The organism is Pseudomonas abieticivorans (genome assembly GCF_023509015.1).
Classification (GTDB): domain Bacteria; phylum Pseudomonadota; class Gammaproteobacteria; order Pseudomonadales; family Pseudomonadaceae; genus Aquipseudomonas; species Aquipseudomonas abieticivorans.
In genome coordinates this window covers 5,256,626-5,276,702 of sequence record NZ_CP094975.1, presented here as the reverse complement: position 1 = coordinate 5,276,702, position 20,077 = coordinate 5,256,626, and the positions used below count along the sequence as shown (strand labels likewise).

Here is a 20,077-nt window from a genome sequence, read left to right as displayed (position 1 = left end):
ATAGCAACTCCCAGGGTCCAGGGCTTAATGAGTAATGGCAGGCTTGGGTGCCGACAGCGGGCCAGCTTGGGGGCGTTGGCGGCCGGTGCCAGGGGCGGTGCGCGCGAAAAAGATCACCACGGCCGCCACCAGCGAGGTCGCAGCCAAGCCGTACAGCCCACCCTCGATGGAGCCGGTGCTTTGCTCCAGCAAACCGAAGGCGGTGGGCGCGACGAAGCCGCCCAGGTTACCGATGGAATTGACCAGCGCGATCACCGCCGCAGCGATGCGCACATCCAGGTAAGCCTGGGGGATGGGCCAGAACAGCGCCGAGGCGGCTTTGAAACCAATGGCGGCAAAGCAGATGGCAACGAAGGCGAACACCGGCCCGCCGAAGGTGGACATGAACATGCCAATGGCCGCCACCACCAAGGTCAACGCGACCCAGGCCTGCTGGAATTTCCATTTGCTGGCCATGGCCGCGAAGCCATACATCGCAGCAATGGAGATGATCCAGGGCACCGAGTTGAACAGCCCCACTTCCAAGTCGCTCAAGCTGCCCATTTTCTTGATCATGGTCGGCAGCCAGAAGGTCGCGCCGTAGATGGTCAAGGTGATGGAAAAATAGATGAAGCAGAACAGCGCGATCTGCTTGTCGGCCAACAGCTTGAACATCGACGGTTTGGCCACTTGTACTGCTTCACGGGCACGCTGTTCTTCGGCAATGGCGTTGACCAGCACCTCCTTCTCTTCTTCGCTCAACCATTTGGCCTCGCGGGGGTGGGACTGCAGCCAGAACCAGACAAAGCCGCACAACACGATGGAGGCAAAGCCCTCGATCAAAAACATCCACTGCCAACCGTGCAGGCTCAGGCCGCTGACATTAAGCAACGCGCCGGACACCGGCCCCGAGATCACCGAGGCGATGGCCGAACCGCTGAGGAACACGGCCATGGTTTTGCCGCGCTCAGAGGCGGGCAGCCACTGGGTGAAGTAATAAATGATGCCCGGAAAGAACCCCGCCTCCGCCGCGCCCAAGATAAAGCGCAGCACGTAGAAGCTGGTTTCACCGCGCACGAACGCCATGGCCATGGCCGCGGCGCCCCAGGTGAACATGATGCGGGTGAGCCAGGCGCGGGCGCCAAAGCGCTGCAGCAGCATGTTCGACGGCACTTCGAACAGTGCGTAACCGACGAAAAACAACCCGGCGCCCAAGCCGTAGGCGGCAGCGCCAATGCCCAGGTCGGTTTCCATGTGGCTGCGCACGAAACCGATGTTCACCCGGTCGATGTAGTTGACGATGAACATCACCACGAACAGCGGCAACACATGGCGCTTCACCTTGGCGGCCGCTTGGGCAAGCACCGTGGGTGGCGGACTTTGGAGGGTTTTCAAAGGCGACTCCCGTCATTGTTTTTTTAGGGACAGGCCGATCATGGACGCGCGCATTGATCCCGTCTAATCTAAACTGGCATTCGATTGATACCAGGATTAGATCAATGTTCGAGCTGACACAGCTCCGTTGCTTCACCACCGTGGCCACCGAGCTCAACTTTCGCCGCGCCGCAGAACGGCTGAACATGACCCAGCCACCGCTGAGCCGGCAGATCCAATTGCTGGAGCACCACCTGGGGGTGGCGCTGTTCACTCGCTCCACCCGCAGCGTGGCCCTGACGGCCGCAGGCCGTGCCTTCTTTGTCGAAGCGCAAAACCTGCTGGAGCGCGCACAGCAGGCCGCCGTGACCGCCAGGCGCTTTGCCGAGGGCGACATCGGTTCGGTCAACATCAGCTTCGTGGGCAGCGCGGTGTATGAGTTTTTGCCCAAGGTCATCGCCGAGGCGCGACTCAAGCAACCCCACGTCAAAATCGACCTGGCGGAAATGAACACCTACCAGCAACACGAAGCGTTGCGCGCCAACCGGATCGACTTGGGTATCGCCCGCGCGCCGTTGCTGGAAACCGGTTATGCCACCGAATGCCTGGTGCGCGAGCCCTTTGTGCTGGCCGTGCCCAGCGCCCACCCGCTGGCCACTGCGCACACAGTGAGCGTGCAGCACCTGGACGCCCAGCCCTTCCTCATGTACTCCCACGCCGCCTACCCGCCGTTCAACGAACTGCTCACTGGCATGCTGCGCTCCGCCCGCGTGGCCCCCGACTACGTGCAATGGCTAGGCTCATCGCTGACCATCCTGGCCCTGGTCAACGCCGGCATGGGCCTGGCCTTGGTGCCACGTTGCGCCACCAGCGTGGTGTTCAAGCACGTGGTGTTTCGCGAGATCGAACTGGGTGAAGGGGTGCAGAGCGAATTGCACCTGATCTGGCGGGAGAACAACGACAACCCGGCGTTTGCAATGTTGCTGGAAGGGATCAGGACCGCGGTGCGGGAGGGGTGGGGGACCTGAGGGGCGGCAGATCCCGGAGACTATTCAGGCATAGTGGAAGCGGCACTGCAAAATAGTCAGCACGCCGTTCTCGTAGAGATACACCAGCCGATGCTCCTTAGTGATTCTTCGCGACCAGAAACCAGAGAGATCGCCTTTCAACGGTTCGGGCTTGCCTGTGCCTTTGAAAGGGGTACGAAGGCATTCATTGACCAAGGTATTGATAGCGTCGAGGACCTTGGTATCAGCCTCGCGCCAGTGCAGATAGTCATCCCAACCATGGGGCGTAAAAGACACCCTGACGCCCTGACGCGCGTTAGTCTTGTTTTGCTGTTTCGCTTTCATCATCAATCAGAAGTTCCATCGCTACAGCCGCTCCGCCCTTGAGCTGTTCAATGGATTCACGCAACCGAGTCGCGTTAGCCGATGAGCTCAGCAAATAGAGCGTTTCGGTGATCCCGTTGTAATCGTCCAAGGACATCATCACAACGGGCTCGCCACGCTGGCGTGTGATAACCGCCGGCTCATGATCTCGGCAGACATCATCCATTGCTTGCTTCAGGCCGGCGCGAGCCTGGCTGAAAGTCAGTACATGCATATTCTTTCCTTCCTGGGCTAAACCCAGGCCTCCCAGCCTTTGGCTGTCAGGTTTGAAGGGGGCCCAAGCTAAAGCGTTGGGTTGAAAACGTCTGGCTTATGCTAGACGCAATCATTGTACAAGGTTCTGTACATCCATGTAAGTCGAAATGGAGCGTGTACCCAGTGAGGAGGCACGGAGTATTGGGCTAAATCTCTGTGGTTGCAGTCAGCCCGTGAGAAACTCTGCGTAGGACTACTCCGAAAGGCGGCGCAGCATGGGCCCTTTCGCGAGTCGGCCGCACCACACGCCATCCAAAGACCAGTTGCACATAGCCCCCACCTTCGATTCAATCCCCGCTCCACCGATTGACCCAGGAAGGCGCCATGCCCGCAGAAACCGATTACCAGGTGATCACCGAAGACGAACTGGCCAGCACCGCCCTGCCCGCCTTGATCAAGGCCCGCCAACGGCCGTTCTCGTTCACCGGCATCGATTTCAGTGGCCAGGACCTCTCGCGCCTGGACCTGAGCGGCACGCGCTTCGAGCGTTGCCAGTTCAGCGAAACCAACCTCAGTGCCGCTGACCTGAGCCAAACCCATTGGCAAAGCTGCCGCGCGGGCCTGGCCGTATTTCGCTCGGTCAACCTGGAAGAGGCCCGGTTCAACCAGTGCGACCTGAACAACACCCTGTGGCAAGGCAGCAAACTGGCCCAGGCCACGTTCCAGGGCTGCAAGTTGACCGGCGCCAACTTTGCCGACACCCGCACCCTGGGCCTGACCTTCACCGACTGCGTGCTACGCAGCGCCTGCCTGTCGGGCATGTCGTTCTACAAGAACACCCTGCACAACCTGGACTTCGCCGAAGCCGACCTCAGCTACTGCGACTTCCGCCAGGCAGTGTTCGTCGAGGGCGGCAGCCTGTCGCTGGCGCGGGTGAACAACGCACGCTTCGATCAGGCTGACCTGCGCGAGGCCAGTTTGCACGGGCTGCGCCTGACCGACGCCAAGCTGTTCAAGGGTGCGATCATTTCCAAAGCCCAGGCGGGCATGCTGTTGGCGGGCCTTGGACTACAAGTTCACTAGGCTTCACAACTATTTCTGCTTTGGGTGTGAGGTGTTTGCGCTCGGCGCCCGTGTAGTGAATGTAACGAAATCTAATTCGCATTCACTACCGGCAGAGCACCCGCATGACATCCAGGCAGCAGCAGGCAACAGCCCCCCACACCCTTCCCGCCCTTGGCTACCGCAGTGCCTGCGCCAGCGGCGTGCTGATGCTCAGCCTGGCGCAACCGCTGTGGGCAGCCGACAGCCTGGAACTGGGCGCGGTGAACATCGACAGCACCCGCACCAACCCTACCACCACGGAAAAAAGCCAGGTCAGCTACCAGGCCGTGGCCTCCACCGTGGCCACCCGCACCGAACAGCCGCTGATCGAAGTGCCGGCCTCGGTGAACGTGGTCACCCACCGCGCCATCGAAGACCGCAGCCCGCAGAGCCTGGACGAGGCCATCAACACCGTGAGCGGGGTCAAGCAGGGCAACACCCTGGGGGGCACCCAGGATGCGATCATCAAGCGTGGCTTTGGCACCAACCGCGACAACTCGATCATGCGCGATGGTATGCAATCGGTGCAGGCCCGCAATTTCACCCCCACCACCGAGCGCGTGGAGGTGCTCAAGGGCCCGGCCTCGATGCTGTATGGCGTGCAAGACCCGGGCGGGGTGATCAACGTGGTCACCAAAAAGCCGCAACTGACCCAGGCCACTTCGGTGTCAGGCTGGGGCACCAGCTTTGGCGGCGGCGGCGGCCAGTTCGACACCACGGGGCCGGTGGGTGACACCGGGCTTGCCTACCGGTTGATCTACGACAAGCAGCAATACGATTACTGGCGCAACTTCGGCAGCACCGACCAGGAAGTCGTCGCGCCGTCGTTGTCCTGGTTTGGCGACGACACCACGGTGACTGCCGCCTACGAGCACATGGAATACTCGGTGCCGTTCGACCGTGGCACGCAAATCAACACCACCACCGGCAAGGTGCTCGACATTCCGCGCTCGCGCCGCCTGGACGAACATTTCAACATCACCACCGGCCGCTCCGACGCCTTCAACCTGACGGCCGAACATCGCCTGAACGACCAGTGGACGCTCAAGGCCGGTTACGGCTACAGCCGCAACTACTACAACGACCACCAATCGCGCTACATCTCGGCCAACTTCACCACCGGCAACGTCACCCGCCGCGGCGATGCCACCCGCGATGCGCTGCAAGTAGCCCACACCGCCACGGTCAATGCCCTGGGCGACCTGGAGTTCGCCGGTATGCGCCATGAACTGCTGGTGGGTGTTGACTACATGAAAAACGACCGCACCCTGGGCGACCTGATCCGCAACGTCAACGACACGGGCTTCAATTACAACGACCCGGTGTACGGCCAGGTGCCGGTGCCCAGCCGCGTGAGCGCGGCCAACAGCGACCAGACCGACCTGCTGCACACCCACGCGCTGTTCGTGCAGGACGCCATTCACCTGACCGACCAATGGATTTTGCAAGCTGGCCTGCGCTACGAGTCCTTCACCGAGTACACCGGCAAGGGCCGGCCGTTCGTGGTGGGCGCCGATGTCGACCGCAGCAAGGCCGTGCCGCGCCTGGGCCTGGTGTACCTGATCCAGCCGGACTGGTCGGTGTACGGCAGCTACACCGAGTCGTTTCGCCCCAACACCTCGATCGCCAGCGTGATCGGCGACCTGGAGCCCGAAGAGGCCAAGGCCTACGAAATCGGTACCAAGTTCCAGAACGACTACCTGACCGCCAGCCTGGCGGCGTTCACCATCACCAAGCAAAACGTGCAAACCAGCGCCACCTGCGGCACCGAAACCTGCACCCGGCTGGGTGGCGAAGCGCGCTCGCGCGGCATCGAGTTGGACGTGACCGGCCAGCTCGACGAGTTCTGGAGCCTGAGCGGCAGCTACGCCTACACCGACACCGAATGGACCAAGGACCCGATCCTGCAGGGCCAGCCCCTGGACGGCGTGTCGAAGAACACTGCGGCGCTGTACCTGACCCGCGACTTCGGCCAGGTCGGCATCGGCGACCTGCGCGCCGGCGTGGGCGGCCGCTACATGAGCAAATGGGGCGCCAACGATGGCTCGGGCACCGAGTACTGGTTGCCTTCGGCCAAGGTGGCCGATGCCTTCGTCAGCTACAAGATGAAACTTGAGCAAAAAGACCTGACGCTGCAGTTGAACGTTAAAAACCTGTTCGACGAAACCTACTACGTGTCGAGCAGCGGCCTGGGCTCGCCGGCGATCGTGATTGGCGAGCCGCGCCAGGTAATCGCCAAGGCGACGCTGGCCTTCTGATGCTTCGTGTACCCGGGGGCGGCCCTCTGCGCCCCATCATTCAAGGACTGTTCATGAATAGCCTCTTCACGGGCGCCGTTGCCGGCACCCTGCTGCTCACCAGCATTGCCCACGCCGGCCAACTTGCGCCCTACCAGCCGCAACCGATCGACGTCACCCCAGGTGCCCCTTACCTCACCGACGACGGCGCCATCCGCATCGGCGGCGCCGAGCACGTGCGCTACATCGTCGAGCGCTTCAACGCTGCATTGAGCAAAAGCCACCCCGCCTGGCGCTTCCAGGACGAGTCCAAGGGCACCACCAGCGCCGTGCCCCTGTTGACCCATGGCGTGACCCTGTTCGGCGCCATGGGCCGCGAGATCAACCCGCTGGAGATCGCCGCCTACCGCAAGATCGTCGGCAGCGCGCCGCTGGAGATCCGCATTGCCCTGGCGGCCAACGACACCTCCCAGCACCTGGCCACCTCGCTTGCGGTATACGTCAACCGGGCCAACCCGCTCACCCAGGTCAGCGCCGAGCAAGTCAGCCGCGCACTGAGCGTCGGCAACCCCACGGGCGATCTGTCCACCTGGGGCCAACTGGGCCTTGGCGGTGACTGGCGCGAGCGGCGCATCCACCCTTACGGCACGCCGCAGTTCACAGGTTTTGGCACCTACCTGCAAGGCAGCCACCTGCAGGGCCGTGCGCTGACGCCCAGCTACGAGGCCTACGGCAACACCCAAGCCATCCTCGCCCGCCTGGCTGCAGACCCGGCCGGCCTGGCCGTGGCCGCCATTGGCCTGGCCAACCAACAGATCAAGCAACTGCCCATCGTCAACCCCAAAAACGGCAGCCTGAGCACCGGTACCGAGGCCCAGGTGCGTGACGGCAGTTATCCCTACGGGCGCTTCCTGTACCTGTACTTGCGCCGCGAACCGGGCAAGGCGCTCGACCCGGTCGCCCGCGAATACCTGCGCTTTGTACTGTCGCGCCAAGGCCAGCAGATCATCGCCAGCCAACCCAAGGGTTATTTCCCCTTGAGCGCCGAACAAGCCCAGGCAGAACTGGCCAAACTCGATGAGGTAGCCCCGCAATGATCGGTTTTATCAAACGCAACACCTGGTGGGCGCTAGGCGCCTGCCTGGCCATTAACTCAGCCCAGGCCGATACCCTGCAACCGCCCGCCAAGGCCAGCTACCTGACCGCCGACGGCGCCATCGCCATCATCGGCAACGACGGTATGCAAACGCTGATCGAACAGCTCAACGCGCTGTTCATACGCCAGCACCCAGGCTTTCGTTTCGCCGTTTCGGCCCAAGGCTCATCCGTGGGCCTGCCAGCGCTGACTGCCGGCGCCACGGCCATCGCGCCGCTGTCGCGCGAACCATGGTTGGGCGACCTGAACGGTTACAAGCAAGTGTTCGATCGCCCGCCACTGGATATTCGCATCGGCTACTCAGGCTTCGGCCCGCGCGACAACGGCAAGACCCCACCGGCCGTGTACGTGCACCCGGACAACCCACTCAAGCAATTGACCCTGGAGCAACTGGCCCGCCTGGCCACCGCCGGCCAGCCCGGTGGCGACCTCAACACCTGGGGCCAACTGGGCCTGACCGGCGACTGGGCCCAGCGGCGCATCCACGTGTACGGCCTGCGCGATGACGGCAGCTTTGCCACCAACCAGCGCCTGGACCGGTTCGCAGGCTTGCCCTTCAGCCCGCACTACGAACCCCTGGACAACGCCGCCGCCGTGCTCAAGGCCGTGGCAGGCGACAGCCACGGCATCGGCCTGACCGGCTGGTTCGCCGCTGGCAAGCTGGCCCCCACCCTGCGCATCGTGCCGTTGAGTACCAAGGCCGGCGAGCCGGCCCACGGCCCAAGCCTTGCCGAGGTAGGCAAGGGCCAATACCCGCTGTCCTCCTACCTGCACCTGTTCGTCAATGCGGCACCTGGGCAACCACTGGCGCCGTTCATCAAGCAATACCTGCGCCTGGCGCTGAGCGACGAAGGCCAGGCACTGGTGCGGGCGCAAACGGACAGTGCCGAGGGGTACGTGCCGTTGGATGCGCGCCAGTTGGCGGTGGAGCGCAGCAAGCTCGACGGGCTATAGGCGGCCGCTCCAGCAGCCCACTGCGCGCTGCAGCCCAGGAGACCTGCATTTCACACTGCGCCAGTGATTTTCTGGCAGTCTATGGCCGTCGAGCCGTTTACTGCCAAAGAGAGAATCACCATGCAGCACGTCCTGCTGAACCGCTGGTGCGCGGGCCTGTTCGCCCTGTTGCTGTGCATTGCCCTGCCGACCCATGCCCAGGCGGCCGCGCCCAAGGCCGGCACGGCCAGCGCCCTGCCGGTGTTGGCCGACGGCGCGGATCTGGAAGCGCTGAATGACCAGTTGGACCTGATTCGCCAGAAAGTCACGGTAAGCGCCAATGACGACCTGCTGTCCAGTTTGCGCCAGGCGGCGATGCAGGTGCAGAGGCAGGCCGACGGCCTGGTGGCACAGCGCACCATCGATCTGGAAAAATTGGGCGATCAACTCAAGGTGCTGGGCCCGGCACAGGAGGAAGAGGCCCCCAGCCTGACCAGCCAGCGCCGCGCATTGACGACGCAGAACACGGCCCTGCTCGACGACCAGAAGCAGGCCACTACCCTGAGCCAATCGGCGCGGGACCTGGCCACGCAAATCGTCAACCTGCGCCGCAGCCTGTTCAACTCACAGATCAGCACGCGCTCTGCCAGCCCCTTCAGCCCGGTGTTCTGGTCCAACCTGATCCGCCCCACCGACGACGACCTGGGCCACTTGCGCAGCCTGGCGAACGACGTTGGCAATGCGCTGGATACGGCACTGGCACCCGGTAACCGCGGGCTGTTTATCGCCTCGCTATTGATGGCCGTGCTGGTGTGGATAGGGGGGCGGCACCTGCTGGAACGTTTGTTGATGTGGGCGATGGTGCGCTGGCTTCCCGAGGGCCGCCTGCGCCGCAGCGCCCTGGCGCTGACCGTGGGGCTTGCCACGGTGATCACCATTGCCGCCGCCACCGGCCTGCTGCGCTGGGGCCTGGTCAACAGTGCCGTGCTCAGTGACGATGTGCTCAACTTGATCGACCAGTTGCTGACGCTGGTGCTGTTCTGCGCCTTTATCGTCGGGCTCAGCCGGGCCCTGCTGATGCTGGCCCACCCCTCCTGGCGCTTGCCAAAAATCCCCGACGAGATCGCCGAAGCCCTGCGGCCCGTGCCAGTGGCGTTGGCCCTGGCACTGATGATCATCGGCACCCAGGAACGCATCAACAGTGTGATTGCCAGCAGCCTGGCCTTGACCGTTGCGGTCAACGGCCTGACGGCACTGGTGGTGTCGCTGGTGTTTTTCTTCGCGCTGTGGCGTTACCACAGGGCCCGTCATCGCTTCGAGCTTGAGCGCCTGCCGGGCGTGGCCGGGCTGATTCCGTTCGTGGTGACGGTGTGGGTCGGCGCGACCCTGCTGGCGTTGCTCAGCGGTTACCTGACGCTGGCCTACTTTCTCACGGTGAAACTGCTGTGGATGAGCGTTGTGGCCACCACGGCCTACCTACTGATCGCCTGGTTCGGCGACGTCTGCGAAACCCTGCTTTCACCCAAGCAACCCGGCGGCCTGGCGCTGGCGTCGGTGCTGGGCCTGTCCACCCGTCACCAAGCCCAGGCCAGTACGGTGCTGGCCGGCATCGGCCGCACCCTGATGCTGTTTGCCGCAGTGTTGCTGGCATTCATGCCATCGGGCTCCAACCCCAGCGAATTGTTCGAGGGCATCAGCCAACTGGACCTGGGCAACAAGACCCTGGGTAACCTGAACATCGTGCCGGGTGACATTTTGCTGGCCCTGGTGTTCGCCGTGGCGGGCCTGCTGGCTATCCGCGTGTTGAAAAACTGGCTGAGCGAGCGGTTGCTGCCGGAAACCAACATGGATGCCGGCATGCGCGCCTCCCTGGTGACGCTGGTCGGCTACCTGGGCTTCGTATTGCTGGGCATCGTGGTGATGTCCACCTTGCGCATCAACCTTACCAGCCTGACCTGGGTGGTGAGCGCCTTGTCGGTGGGCATCGGCTTCGGCCTGCAGGCAATCGTGCAGAACTTTATCTCCGGTTTGATCCTGCTGACCGAACGGCCGGTCAAGGTGGGGGACTGGGTCAGCCTGGCTGGCGTTGAGGGTGACATCCGCCGCATCAACGTGCGCGCCACCGAAATCCAGATGTCCGATCGCTCCACGGTGATCGTGCCCAACTCGCAGTTCATCACCCAGAACGTGCGCAACGTGACCATGGGCAATGCCCTGGGGGTGGTCGGCATAACCCTGACCTTGCCGTTGGAAACGGACGTGCTGCAAATCCGTGACCTGCTGCTGCACGCCTTCACCGAGCACGAGGCAATGCTAAAGGCCCCGGCCCCATCGGTGTCGTTCAAGGACCTGACCAACAACGGCTTGATCATCAGCGTCAGTGGCTATGTGAACAGCCCACGCTCGGTATCGGGGGCTCGCAGTGACCTGCTGTTCACGATCCTGGGGCGCTTGCGGGACATGGGGATTGCGTTGTCTTCGCCCCAGAGCATGGTGCTGCGTAATGAGGAAGTGGCCAAGGTCGAGGGGCCAGGCTTGCCCTCAGCCCCGCCCTCTCCCGGGGGGAAAGGGGGCTAAAAACAGATCGCGTTTATAAACCAATTGGGGTGAGGGCCGCCGTCATGAGGAAGCCCGCATCCCCTCGATCACCGCGATCAAATCGTCATACGCCACCGGTTTGCCCAAGTGCCGGGTAAACCCCGACTCGCCGCTTTTGTTGATGTCGGCCTGGGTGCCATACCCGGTCAGCGCAATGCTTGGGGTGTGCTTGCTGGTAGGCAATTGGCGCAGCGCATGCATCAGTTGATGGCCGTCCATGCCTGGCATGCCGATGTCGGAGATGATCACGTCATAGCACTCGCCCTTCGCCGCCTCCAGCGCCTTGTGCGGTTCGGCGTAGGGGCACACCTGCGCATCTTCCATTTCCAGCAGCAGGGTCAAGGCTTCCAGCACTTCGGGGGAATCGTCCACCAGCAAAATCCTGACCCCGGCCAGCCGCCCGGCCATCTCTGCCGGCGCGCTGCTGCTCGGCGCCTCTGCGGCATGAATGCTCAGCGGCAAGCTGATGGTAAAGGTGCTGCCCAACCCTTCGCCTGGGGAATGCACTTCGACGGATCCGCCATGGGCCTCGGTGAGTTGCCGCACCAGTGACAGGCCAATCCCCAGGCCCTCACGATGATGTGCGGAATGCGGGCTATCGCCCTGGTCGAACAAGTCGAAAATTTTGCCCAACTGCTCACCACTGATGCCGGGGCCGTTATCAATGACTTTCAATTTGGCGTTATCGCCATAACGCTCGGCCACCAACTGCACTTGGCCCTCGGGCGGGGTGAACTTCAGCGCGTTGTTCACCAGGTTCCAGATGATCTGCTCGACCCGGGTAGGGTCGGCGTCAATGATCAACGGCTCGGCCTGGGGGTCGGGCAGCTGGAGCACAACCTCGGCGCCCTGGCGATCAACCGCCAACACGCGGTAAATGTCCTGCAGCAGGGCCACCAGGCTCACGGTGGCACGCTTGAGTTGCAGCTTACCGGTGCGCACCCGCGCCACGTCCAGCAGGTCGTCGATGATCCGTGCCTGGCTGGTCACGGCGTCGCGGATGGTCTCCACGGCGCGCGACGCATTGCCATTGCGGTGCATCATCGGCAGGCGACGGAGCATCTCGGCGTTCAGCTGGATCAGGTTGAGCGGGTGCTTGAGCTCGTGGGACATCACCGCGAAAAACTCGTCCTTGAGGTGGCTGGTGTTTTGGGTGTCGGCAAGTTTTTGCGACTGTTGCTGCTGGATCTCGATATGGCTGGTCAAGTCGCGGGCAATCATCACGAAGCCCTGCACGCTGTCGCCTTGCAACGAGGTCACCTCGCAACTGCAATAGAACCGCGTGCCGTCGCGACGTATGTGCCAGCGCTCGTCCTCGACCCGGCCATTGTGGCGGGCATTGGCAAGCTCGGCATGCGGCAACCCGGCGGCGCGATCCTCCAGCGTGAACAAGAAATCCATCGGGCGCCCTTCGGCTTCGGCCTTGGGGTAGCCAAATATCAGTTCGGCGCCGGTGTTCCAGCTGGTGATCACGCCCTGTTCGTCTTCGACGATGATCGCGTAGTCACGGGTGTTCTCCGCCACCAGGCGCATGCGTTCCTCGCCCAGGCGCAACTCCTCCTCGGCCTCGCGGCGCTTGGTGATGTCGATGAACGTCAGCACCATGCCGTCGATGTAGTTTTCTGCCGAGCGATACGGCAACAACCGGGCGATGTACCAGCGCCCATCGGCACTGCTGACTTCGCGCTCGATGGTGCTCAGGGTATCGAACACCGTGGTCGCGTCCTTGACCATTTCGTCGTAGGCCAGGCGGTGGGTGATGTCCAGCAGCGAGCGCCCGGTGTCCACCGGCAGCATGCTGAAAATATCAGTGGCACGGGGGGTGAACCACTTGATGCGCAGGGTGCGGTCGACAAACACCGTGGCGATTTCGGTGGAGGCGATCAGATTGGTCAGGTAATCGTTGATCTTGTCGGTCTCTTCCACCTTGGTCTTGAGCTCGGAGTTGACCGTCAGCAACTCTTCGTTAATCGACTGCAATTCCTCCTTGCTGGTTTCCAGCTCTTCGGTGGCCGAGCGCAACTCCTCGTTGATGGCCTGCATTTCTTCGTTGGAGGCCTTGAGCTCTTCGCTGGAAATTTCCGACTGCTCGATGGTGTCCTGCAACTGCAGCTTGGTACGTTGCAAATCACGCTCAAGGCTGGACAGCACCTGGTTTTCCGAGAGCGCCACCGACCTTGCGTCGGTATCCGCAGCGTCCACTTCGGTTTCCTCGAACAGCACCAGCACGCACTCGCTTTCGGTTTCTGCGTCGGCATAAGGGTGGGCGGTGATGTCCACGTGAAAGTGGCGGCCATCGCGGCTGAGGCTGATGTGCCGCGAACGCACCACGCTGCCGCTCTGGTGTGCCTGGAACAGCGCCGTGCGCAACTCCAGGCGCAGTTCCGGTAGCACCAGGCTCACCAGGTTACGGGTCATCTCGCCGGCCACGTGGCGCAAGTAGCGCCCTGCCCCCTCGCTCATGTGCATGACGTCGGCGTTGCTGTCCACCACCATGCTGGACGGCGTGGTGTGCTCGATGGCGCGCTGGTGGATGTCGGCGAACGACAGCTTGCGTGGCGTCGGCACGGCGGGCGCGCTGAGGCTGGTGCTGGCACGGGTGTAGCCGCCACGGGGCATGCTGGGCATGCGCCGGGCCGTGGGAATGCCGGTTCGGGCGCGGAAAATACGGTTCTTCTTGTCCACCGCGGTGAACAGGTCGGGGCACAGGTCGGCCGACTCCGAAGAGCCCAAAAACAGAAAGCCGCCCGGGTTCAGCGCGAAGTGAAACATCTGCAGGATTTCACGCTGCACGTCGCGGTCCAGGTAGATCAGCAGGTTGCGGCAGACGATCAAATCGATCTGTGAGAACGGCGGGTCGGCCAGCAGGCTGTGCTTGGCAAACAGCACTTTTTCACGGGCCTCCTTGCGCACCCGGTACACGCTCTCTTCCTTGATGAAGTACTGGCGCAGGCGCGAGGGCGGGATGTCGGTAACGATGGCTTGTGGGTAGGCACCCGCACGGCCAACGGCCACGGCGCGTTCGTCGATGTCGGTGGCAAACACCTGGATCTTTGCCGTCGAGCCGCAGACCAGTTGCTGATCGTTGAGCAGCATGGTCAGCGAATAGGCTTCCTCGCCCGTGGAGCTGCCAGCCGACCACACGCGCACCTCTTCGCGGGCCTGCCCGATGGCATCGCTGTGGCTGAACAGCAGCGGCAGCACATCGCGCTCCAGCGCCTCGAAGGCCTCGCGGTCACGGAAGAAGTTGGTCACGCCGATCAGCATGTCCGCCAGCAGCGCCTTGGTCTCGGCCGGGTTGGCCAGCAGGTATTGATAGTAGGCGCGCAGGTCCGGCTGGGCGGTCACCTGCATGCGCCGTTCAATGCGGCGCAACACGGTGGCGCGTTTGTAGTGCTTGAAATCGTGCCCGGTACCGGCCCGCAGTTGAATCAAAATCTCATGCAGCAACTGCTCGGCCATCGCGGCCTCATGCTCATTGCTCGGCGCCATGGCAGCCGTGGCATCAATGTCTGCGGGTAACTGGATGTGCTGCGAATTGCGCCACAGGTCGATAATTTTCTGCGGCATTTCCACCACGGGCAAAACAAGGTCGACCATGTGCGTGGCGATGGCGGCCTGGGGCATGCCATCGAATTCGGCGTCATCGGGCGACTGCGCAAAAGTGATGCCGCCCTGCTCCTTGATCCGCGACAGGCCCACCGCGCCGTCGGAACCTGTGCCCGAGAGCACCAGGCAAAAGGCCCGCTCCTTGTGCACATCGGCCAGGTCGCGAAAAAACAGGTCGATGGCCACATGCCCCCCGCGCCGGGGTTCGGGCGTGGCCACGTTCAAGTAACCGTCGCTCATCGACAGGGTGTGCGCCGGCGAAATCACGTAGACGTGATTAGGCTCGATCGCCACGCGTTCGGTCACCTGCACCACGGTCATGCGCGTGGTTTCCTGGATGATCTTGCCGGCGATGCTCTGGTGGTCGGGGGACAGGTGGAAGATGATCACGAAGGCCATGCCACTGTCGGACGGCATGTGCTCGAAAAAGCGCTTGACCGCCTGCAGGCCACCGGCCGAAGCGCCGATCCCGACGATGGGAAACGCCAGGTGGCTGGGCTCAGGTTCCGCTCGCTGAGGGGCGTTGGGCGAGGGTTCGCGGGAACTGGCCATGGTTTTCCTTGAGGCAGCAAAGAGAGATCGGCGAACTGCTGCACAGCACGCGGTGTAGATGACTTTTCATAGTAAATCCGAATGCGGCCAAGGGCGACCGAAATTCGCTCGCGGGGGCGCTCTCAGTGTACCGATTTAAGTGCACTGATTTACTAGCCAATACCTGAATGGGCAAGCTGTATGGGAGGTGGCAAAGCTGGGACATCGGGTTCGGTCTTGAATTCAATGAGCACCGGAATATCTGGGCCCGGCGACGGAAAAGATTGAACCCCCAAACCGCACTCCACCTCCATACCTGTAAAGCGCAGCCCCATGGAGGAGAACGATCATGACCCTGCACGCCGTCGCCCCTCTCAACGAACTGCCCGAGGACCGAGCCACTCGGTTCGAACTGGGTGACCTGGCCGTGGTGCTGGTGCGCCAGGCGGGACAGGTCAGCGCCTACCAGGCTGACTGCCCCCATGCCGGCGCACCACTGGAGGACGGCGCGGTGTGCGAGGGCTTTCTGATCTGCCCCTGGCACAAGGCGGCATTTGCCATAGACGATGGGCGCGTGTGCGAGCCGCCCGCCCTGGTCGACCTCAAGCGCTATGCAGCCCGCGTGGTGGGCGATACGGTGTGGGTGGACGACCAGCCCATGGCGAATCGACCCACGCCCACCCGGCCCGACAAACGCTGCCTGGTGGTGATTGGCGCGGGCGCCGCGGGTACGGCGGCCGTGGCCACCTTGCACAGGCAAGGCTTCGCCGGACGGCTGGTGTGGCTGGACCGCGAACCGCAGCCGGCCTACGACCGCACCGCATTGAGCAAATTCGTGATCGCCGGGCAGCTGCCACCCCACGAGGTCCCGCCGCTGTTGGACGAGGACGCGCGCCAAGCCGCGCACATCCAGCAGGCCGAGGTGAAAGCCATCGACATCCAGGCCCGCACCCTGCACCTGAACGACGGCCAGGCACTGACCTATGACGCGGCCCTGCTGGCCACGGGCGGTATCGCCCAGCGACCGGACATGGAAGGCGCCACGCTGCCCGGGACTTTCGTGTTGCGCTCACGTGCCGACGCCGAAAAGATCCTCGCAGGCGCCAGCCCCGGCTCCACGGCGGTGATCGTTGGGGACAGCTTCATCGGCCTTGAAGCGGCCTCGGCCTTAAGCGAGCGGGGGTTGAAGGTGCACGTGGTCTCGCGCCATGCCGTGCCGTTGGCGCGCCAAGTGGGCGAGCGTATCGGCCAGGCACTCAAGGCGTTGCACCAGCAGCACGGCGTGGTATTCCATGGCCCTTGCGAGCCCGTACGCCTTGCCGGCAATGACCACGTGCACGCCGTGCACCTGGACGACGGCACTGTGCTTGCGGCCGACCTGGTGCTGTTTGGCACGGGCGTCAAGCCGGCCACCGCCTGCGTGCAGTCCCTGCGCTTGGCTGAAGACGGCTCGGTCAACGTCGACGCCCATTTGCGCGCCGCCGAAGGGCTGTGGGCCGCAGGCGACATCGTGACCTTCCCGCTGGCTGGCAAACCGGTGCGTATCGAGCACTGGCGCGTGGCCCAGCAGCATGGCGTGCTGGCCGCCTTGAACATGCTGGGCGAGCGACACCGCTACGCCGACGTGCCGTTTTTCTGGACGTACCACTACGGCCAGAACCTTGAAGTGCTCGGCCACGCCACGGGTTGGAGCCGCATCGTTTACCACGGCGAGCCGGAGCACGGCGCCTTCATCGCCCTGCTGTGCGAGGGCGAACAGGTGGTGTCGGTGGTGGCCCGCGACGAGTCACGCGCCATGGCGGTGTTGGCGCAAAAAATGAAACGCGCGCTGACCGTGCCCCTGGCCCTGGCGATGATAAAAGCGGTGCATCGATGACCGGGCGGTCGTTGGCCGTGCGCAAAATTCTCGAACTCCCGGCCAATCCCCTCCTCCAATCCATACACCCCTTGAGGATCACACCATGAGCAATCAAGACCGCGACGCCGAAAACAACCCACCCACCGACACCTCGGGTAAGCCTGTCAACGTGGTGCAACGGGACCTGCAGGACGCCGACGATGACACCAAGGCGGTGGACGAAGTGATCACCCCCTCCTCCACCCGCACCAAGGAGCAGGACGCTGAGGCACTCAATCGCAAGACCGCCGAGATCGAGCGCAAGGTCGCCGACGGCAACTGACGCACCCCGCCGCCGTTGGTTTGATCAGGGATCAACCTGGGCCATCAACTCAGGCACCGATTCCTGGCGTTTGGCATAGCGCTGGGCCAGCACCGCGCAGACCATCAACTGGATCTGGTGGAACAGCATCAGCGGCAGGATCAACACGCCGATGGTGCTGCCGGCGAACAGCACCTGCGCCATCGGCACGCCGGTGGCCAGGCTCTTTTTAGAGCCGCAAAACAGGATGGTAATACGGTCTTCCTGGCTGAAGCCGAACAGCTTGCCCAACAGAGTGGAGGCCGCCAGCACCAACGCCAGCAGGATGCAGCACACCACCACCAGGCCGCCCAGGTCCCACAGCGGGATTTTGTGCCAGATGCCTTCGTTGACCGCCTCGCTGAACGCGCTGTAGACCACTAGCAGGATCGAGCCTTGGTCGACGAACTTCAGCCAGTTTTTGTTGCGGCCTACCCAGGCGCCGATCCAGCGCCGCGCGATCTGCCCGACGATAAACGGCAGTAGCAGTTGCACGCTGATTTTCAGGATCGCATCCAGGGTGTTGCTGCCCTCGCCGTGCACGTTCAACAGCAGGGTCACCAGCAACGGCGTCAGGAAGATCCCGAACAGGCTGGAAGCCGCCGCGCTGCAAATCGCCGCCGGGATGTTGCCGCGTGCCAGGGAGGTGAAGGCAATCGCCGACTGCACCGTGGCCGGCAAGGCGCACAGGTACAGCATGCCCATGTACAGGTCTTTGCCGATCAACGGCGACAGCACCGGCTTGAGCGCCAGGCCCAGCAACGGGAACAGGATGAAGGTCAGGCTGAACACCAGCAGGTGCAGGCGCCAGTGGCCAGCACCGGCGATGATCGACTCGCGCGACAGCTTGGCGCCGTGCAAGAAAAACAGCAGGGCAATGGCCAGGTTGGTCAGCCAGCTGAAACCGACCGCGACCTGGCCACTGGCGGGCAGGAAGCTGGCGATGATCACCACGCTGACCAGGGTCAGGGTGAAGTTGTCGGGTAAAAAACGAGGGCGCTTCATCGGTATTGATATCCGGGGGTTGCCAAGAACATGAAGACGACTTTAACGTGCCTGTCGATTACCGACTAACGCCAATGAGCCAGCAGATGCCGCCTAAAGGACATGACAAGAGTATCAGGCGCAGCGTCCCTGGGCTTCCCAGCCTGCCACGCCCGGTGTACGGGCGCACCGAATCGCTGCCCAATCGCGCGCTGACCCGTCGCCACAGCCACCCCTGGGTGCAACTGTCATACGCGGTGCAAGGCGTGCTGGAAGTGCAGACCAGCGCCGGGCGCTTCGTCGCCCCGCCGGAACGCGCGGTATGGATCCCGGCGGGCATGCCGCACCGGGTGTTCAGCTCGCCACGCACCGAGATGCGCAGCCTGTACCTTGATTGCAGCGTGACCGGTTGGGCGCAGCCGCGCTGCCATGTGCTGGGCGTGAGCGACTTGCTGCGCGAGTTGATACGGGCGTTCAGCCTGATCCCGGTCGAATACGACGAGGGCAGCGCCCACGGGCGCCTGGCCCAGGTGCTACTCGACCAATTGGCCGCCGCGCCACAGATCGACCTGATGCTGCCCCTGCCCCAGGACGCCCGCTTGCAGCAAATCTACCGCAGCCTGCAGCAACACCCCGAGCAGGCAACCACCTTGGGCCACTGGAGCGAGGTGCTGGGGGTGACCGAAAAAACCCTCAGCCGGCTGTTCCTGCGCGACACCGGCCTGACCTTCCGCGCTTGGCGCCAGCGCCTGCGCCTGCTGGGGGCACTGACGCCGCTGGAACAGGGCGCGCGGGTGACCGACGTGGCATTGGCCTGCGGGTATGACTCGACTTCGGCGTTTATTGCCGCGTTTCGCCAGCAGTTTGGCGAAACGCCGGGGGAGTTCTTTCGTTAGACCTGGGTTTGATCTGATAGAGCGCGTCGTTCTTTTCGCGGATAAATCCGCTCCTACGGGGTGACGGGTGCCGGTAGGAGCGGATTCATCCGCGAAAAGGCCGCCGCGGTGCATCAGGCATACCGCGTCGCGGCCTTCGCGGATAAATCCGCTCCTACGGGGTGACGGGTGCCGGTAGGAGCGGATTTATCCGCGAAAAGGTCGCCGGGGTGCATCAGGCATACCGCGTCGCAGCTTTCGCGGATAAATCCGCTCCTACGGGGTGACGGGTGCCGGTAGGAGCGGATTTATCCGCGAAAAGGCCGCCGGGGTGCATCAGGCATACCGCGTCGCAGCTTTCGCGGATCAATCCGCTCCTACGGGGTGACGGGTAGGCCGGTAGGAGCGGATTTATCCGCGAAAAACGTCCCCCTTCAATTACCTTACCAAGACCCAACGCCTGCATCTGACGAGGCTCTACAACCACGTGGCCTGACCGAATGAAAAGCCATACACAGCGGCCAGGGAAGTTTTTTGAATTTTTCAGCGCGGCCTCAATCAACCTTTTATGTAAAAAAGGGAGGTCGCTATGGCGCAGCTTTACGTTATCGAGTACTTGCTACACGGCGAGCCAAAATCATTCGTGATTCGATCGGATGCGATGAACAATGCCGAGGCGTGGCATTGGGCAAGTTGTGATGCAGGGGTGGGGATCATCCCGAAATTTGGCCGGCAGAAAATCAAGCAAGTGAGCAAACCCATGGCCGAGCGCTATGGCATTACCGAGGTGCGATGGCGCTTGACCGGGGCGCCGCCGCCAGCGCTGCGCTCGGAGGGCACGGCTGCAACGTGAAACCTTTTGCCCCGGCGTTCGTCGGGGCAAGGCTTGCCTGACAGGCCGTACCTGATTCCT

The 20,077-nt window shown here is 63.1% G+C and carries 15 protein-coding genes; 10 read left to right on the top strand and 5 right to left on the bottom strand.

Going from position 1 to position 20,077, the window contains the following annotated elements:
• Window positions 1-24: 24 nt before the first annotated feature.
• Window positions 25-1,374, bottom strand: a complete 1,350-nt coding sequence (locus tag L9B60_RS24035) for an MFS transporter (protein ID WP_249673462.1) — start codon at window positions 1,372-1,374, stop codon at window positions 25-27.
• A 104-nt stretch (window positions 1,375-1,478) separates the two neighbouring features.
• Between L9B60_RS24035 and L9B60_RS24030 the strand changes: the two genes are divergently transcribed.
• Entirely contained in the window at window positions 1,479-2,381 is a 903-nt protein-coding gene (locus tag L9B60_RS24030) for a LysR family transcriptional regulator (protein ID WP_249673461.1), read from the top strand.
• A 24-nt stretch (window positions 2,382-2,405) separates the two neighbouring features.
• On the opposite strand, the gene L9B60_RS24025 is transcribed toward L9B60_RS24030, so the two are convergent.
• Window positions 2,406-2,711, bottom strand: a complete 306-nt coding sequence (locus L9B60_RS24025) for a Txe/YoeB family addiction module toxin (RefSeq protein ID WP_438866008.1) — start codon at window positions 2,709-2,711, stop codon at window positions 2,406-2,408.
• Window positions 2,677-2,958 carry a type II toxin-antitoxin system Phd/YefM family antitoxin gene (locus L9B60_RS24020; RefSeq protein ID WP_249673459.1) on the bottom strand — a complete coding sequence of 94 codons (282 nt, stop codon included), beginning with the start codon at window positions 2,956-2,958 and terminating at the stop codon, window positions 2,677-2,679. Before L9B60_RS24020 ends, L9B60_RS24025 begins: the two co-directional genes overlap by 35 nt.
• A gap of 365 nt (window positions 2,959-3,323) precedes the next feature.
• Between L9B60_RS24020 and L9B60_RS24015 the strand changes: the two genes are divergently transcribed.
• The 5 genes from L9B60_RS24015 (at window position 3,324) to L9B60_RS23995 (ending at window position 10,946) form a co-directional block, all read left to right on the top strand.
• Window positions 3,324-4,022 (top strand): pentapeptide repeat-containing protein, encoded by a 699-nt coding sequence (locus tag L9B60_RS24015; RefSeq protein ID WP_249673458.1) that lies wholly within the window; start codon window positions 3,324-3,326, stop codon window positions 4,020-4,022.
• A 188-nt stretch (window positions 4,023-4,210) separates the two neighbouring features.
• Entirely contained in the window at window positions 4,211-6,301 is a 2,091-nt protein-coding gene (locus L9B60_RS24010) for a TonB-dependent siderophore receptor (RefSeq protein WP_349631967.1), read from the top strand.
• 53 nt (window positions 6,302-6,354) lie between these two features.
• Window positions 6,355-7,377 carry a PstS family phosphate ABC transporter substrate-binding protein gene (locus L9B60_RS24005; protein WP_249673456.1) on the top strand — a complete coding sequence of 341 codons (1,023 nt, stop codon included), beginning with the start codon at window positions 6,355-6,357 and terminating at the stop codon, window positions 7,375-7,377.
• The gene (locus L9B60_RS24000; RefSeq protein WP_249673455.1) at window positions 7,374-8,390 is read left to right on the top strand and encodes a PstS family phosphate ABC transporter substrate-binding protein; all 1,017 of its coding nucleotides are present in this window, start codon (window positions 7,374-7,376) and stop codon (window positions 8,388-8,390) included. The genes L9B60_RS24005 and L9B60_RS24000 overlap by 4 nt, the downstream gene beginning before the upstream one ends.
• A 120-nt stretch (window positions 8,391-8,510) precedes the next feature.
• On the top strand, window positions 8,511-10,946 hold the full coding sequence (locus L9B60_RS23995) for a DUF3772 domain-containing protein (RefSeq protein ID WP_249673454.1): 2,436 nt from the start codon (window positions 8,511-8,513) through the stop codon (window positions 10,944-10,946).
• Between the two features lie 42 nt (window positions 10,947-10,988).
• On the opposite strand, the gene L9B60_RS23990 is transcribed toward L9B60_RS23995, so the two are convergent.
• Window positions 10,989-15,128, bottom strand: a complete 4,140-nt coding sequence (locus L9B60_RS23990; RefSeq protein ID WP_249673453.1) for a CheR family methyltransferase — start codon at window positions 15,126-15,128, stop codon at window positions 10,989-10,991.
• A 328-nt stretch (window positions 15,129-15,456) separates the two neighbouring features.
• Here L9B60_RS23990 and L9B60_RS23985 point away from each other — a divergent pair, with 328 nt between their 5' ends.
• Together L9B60_RS23985 and L9B60_RS23980 are read left to right on the top strand one after the other, a co-directional pair.
• Window positions 15,457-16,983 (top strand): FAD-dependent oxidoreductase, encoded by a 1,527-nt coding sequence (locus L9B60_RS23985; protein ID WP_249673452.1) that lies wholly within the window; start codon window positions 15,457-15,459, stop codon window positions 16,981-16,983.
• A gap of 85 nt (window positions 16,984-17,068) precedes the next feature.
• A complete protein-coding gene (locus tag L9B60_RS23980; RefSeq protein ID WP_249673451.1) occupies window positions 17,069-17,287 on the top strand; it encodes a hypothetical protein in 219 nt (72 codons plus the stop codon).
• A 24-nt stretch (window positions 17,288-17,311) separates the two neighbouring features.
• Here L9B60_RS23980 and L9B60_RS23975 read toward each other — a convergent pair whose 3' ends face one another.
• A complete protein-coding gene (locus tag L9B60_RS23975; protein WP_249673450.1) occupies window positions 17,312-18,310 on the bottom strand; it encodes a bile acid:sodium symporter family protein in 999 nt (332 codons plus the stop codon).
• Between the two features lie 86 nt (window positions 18,311-18,396).
• On the opposite strand from L9B60_RS23975, the gene L9B60_RS23970 reads away from it, so the two are divergent.
• Both L9B60_RS23970 and L9B60_RS23965 read left to right on the top strand, forming a co-directional pair.
• Window positions 18,397-19,185, top strand: a complete 789-nt coding sequence (locus L9B60_RS23970; protein ID WP_249673449.1) for an AraC family transcriptional regulator — start codon at window positions 18,397-18,399, stop codon at window positions 19,183-19,185.
• A gap of 568 nt (window positions 19,186-19,753) precedes the next feature.
• Complete coding sequence (locus L9B60_RS23965) at window positions 19,754-20,017, top strand: DUF6555 family protein (protein ID WP_249673448.1); 264 nt, start codon at window positions 19,754-19,756, stop codon at window positions 20,015-20,017.
• Window positions 20,018-20,077: the final 60 nt, after the last annotated feature.

What these genes read in the sequence shown, in the direction of transcription:
- L9B60_RS24030 (WP_249673461.1), top strand. Translation starts at nt 1,479, where the DNA reads ATGTTCGAGCTGACACAGCTCCGTTGCTTCACCACCGTGGCCACCGAG.
- L9B60_RS24020 (WP_249673459.1), bottom strand. Translation starts at nt 2,958, where the DNA reads ATGCATGTACTGACTTTCAGCCAGGCTCGCGCCGGCCTGAAGCAAGCA.
- L9B60_RS24015 (WP_249673458.1), top strand. Translation starts at nt 3,324, where the DNA reads ATGCCCGCAGAAACCGATTACCAGGTGATCACCGAAGACGAACTGGCC.
- L9B60_RS24010 (WP_349631967.1), top strand. Translation starts at nt 4,211, where the DNA reads ATGCTCAGCCTGGCGCAACCGCTGTGGGCAGCCGACAGCCTGGAACTG.
- L9B60_RS24005 (WP_249673456.1), top strand. Translation starts at nt 6,355, where the DNA reads ATGAATAGCCTCTTCACGGGCGCCGTTGCCGGCACCCTGCTGCTCACC.
- L9B60_RS24000 (WP_249673455.1), top strand. Translation starts at nt 7,374, where the DNA reads ATGATCGGTTTTATCAAACGCAACACCTGGTGGGCGCTAGGCGCCTGC.
- L9B60_RS23995 (WP_249673454.1), top strand. Translation starts at nt 8,511, where the DNA reads ATGCAGCACGTCCTGCTGAACCGCTGGTGCGCGGGCCTGTTCGCCCTG.
- L9B60_RS23990 (WP_249673453.1), bottom strand. Translation starts at nt 15,128, where the DNA reads ATGGCCAGTTCCCGCGAACCCTCGCCCAACGCCCCTCAGCGAGCGGAA.
- L9B60_RS23985 (WP_249673452.1), top strand. Translation starts at nt 15,457, where the DNA reads ATGACCCTGCACGCCGTCGCCCCTCTCAACGAACTGCCCGAGGACCGA.
- L9B60_RS23980 (WP_249673451.1), top strand. Translation starts at nt 17,069, where the DNA reads ATGAGCAATCAAGACCGCGACGCCGAAAACAACCCACCCACCGACACC.
- L9B60_RS23975 (WP_249673450.1), bottom strand. Translation starts at nt 18,310, where the DNA reads ATGAAGCGCCCTCGTTTTTTACCCGACAACTTCACCCTGACCCTGGTC.
- L9B60_RS23970 (WP_249673449.1), top strand. Translation starts at nt 18,397, where the DNA reads ATGCCGCCTAAAGGACATGACAAGAGTATCAGGCGCAGCGTCCCTGGG.
- L9B60_RS23965 (WP_249673448.1), top strand. Translation starts at nt 19,754, where the DNA reads ATGGCGCAGCTTTACGTTATCGAGTACTTGCTACACGGCGAGCCAAAA.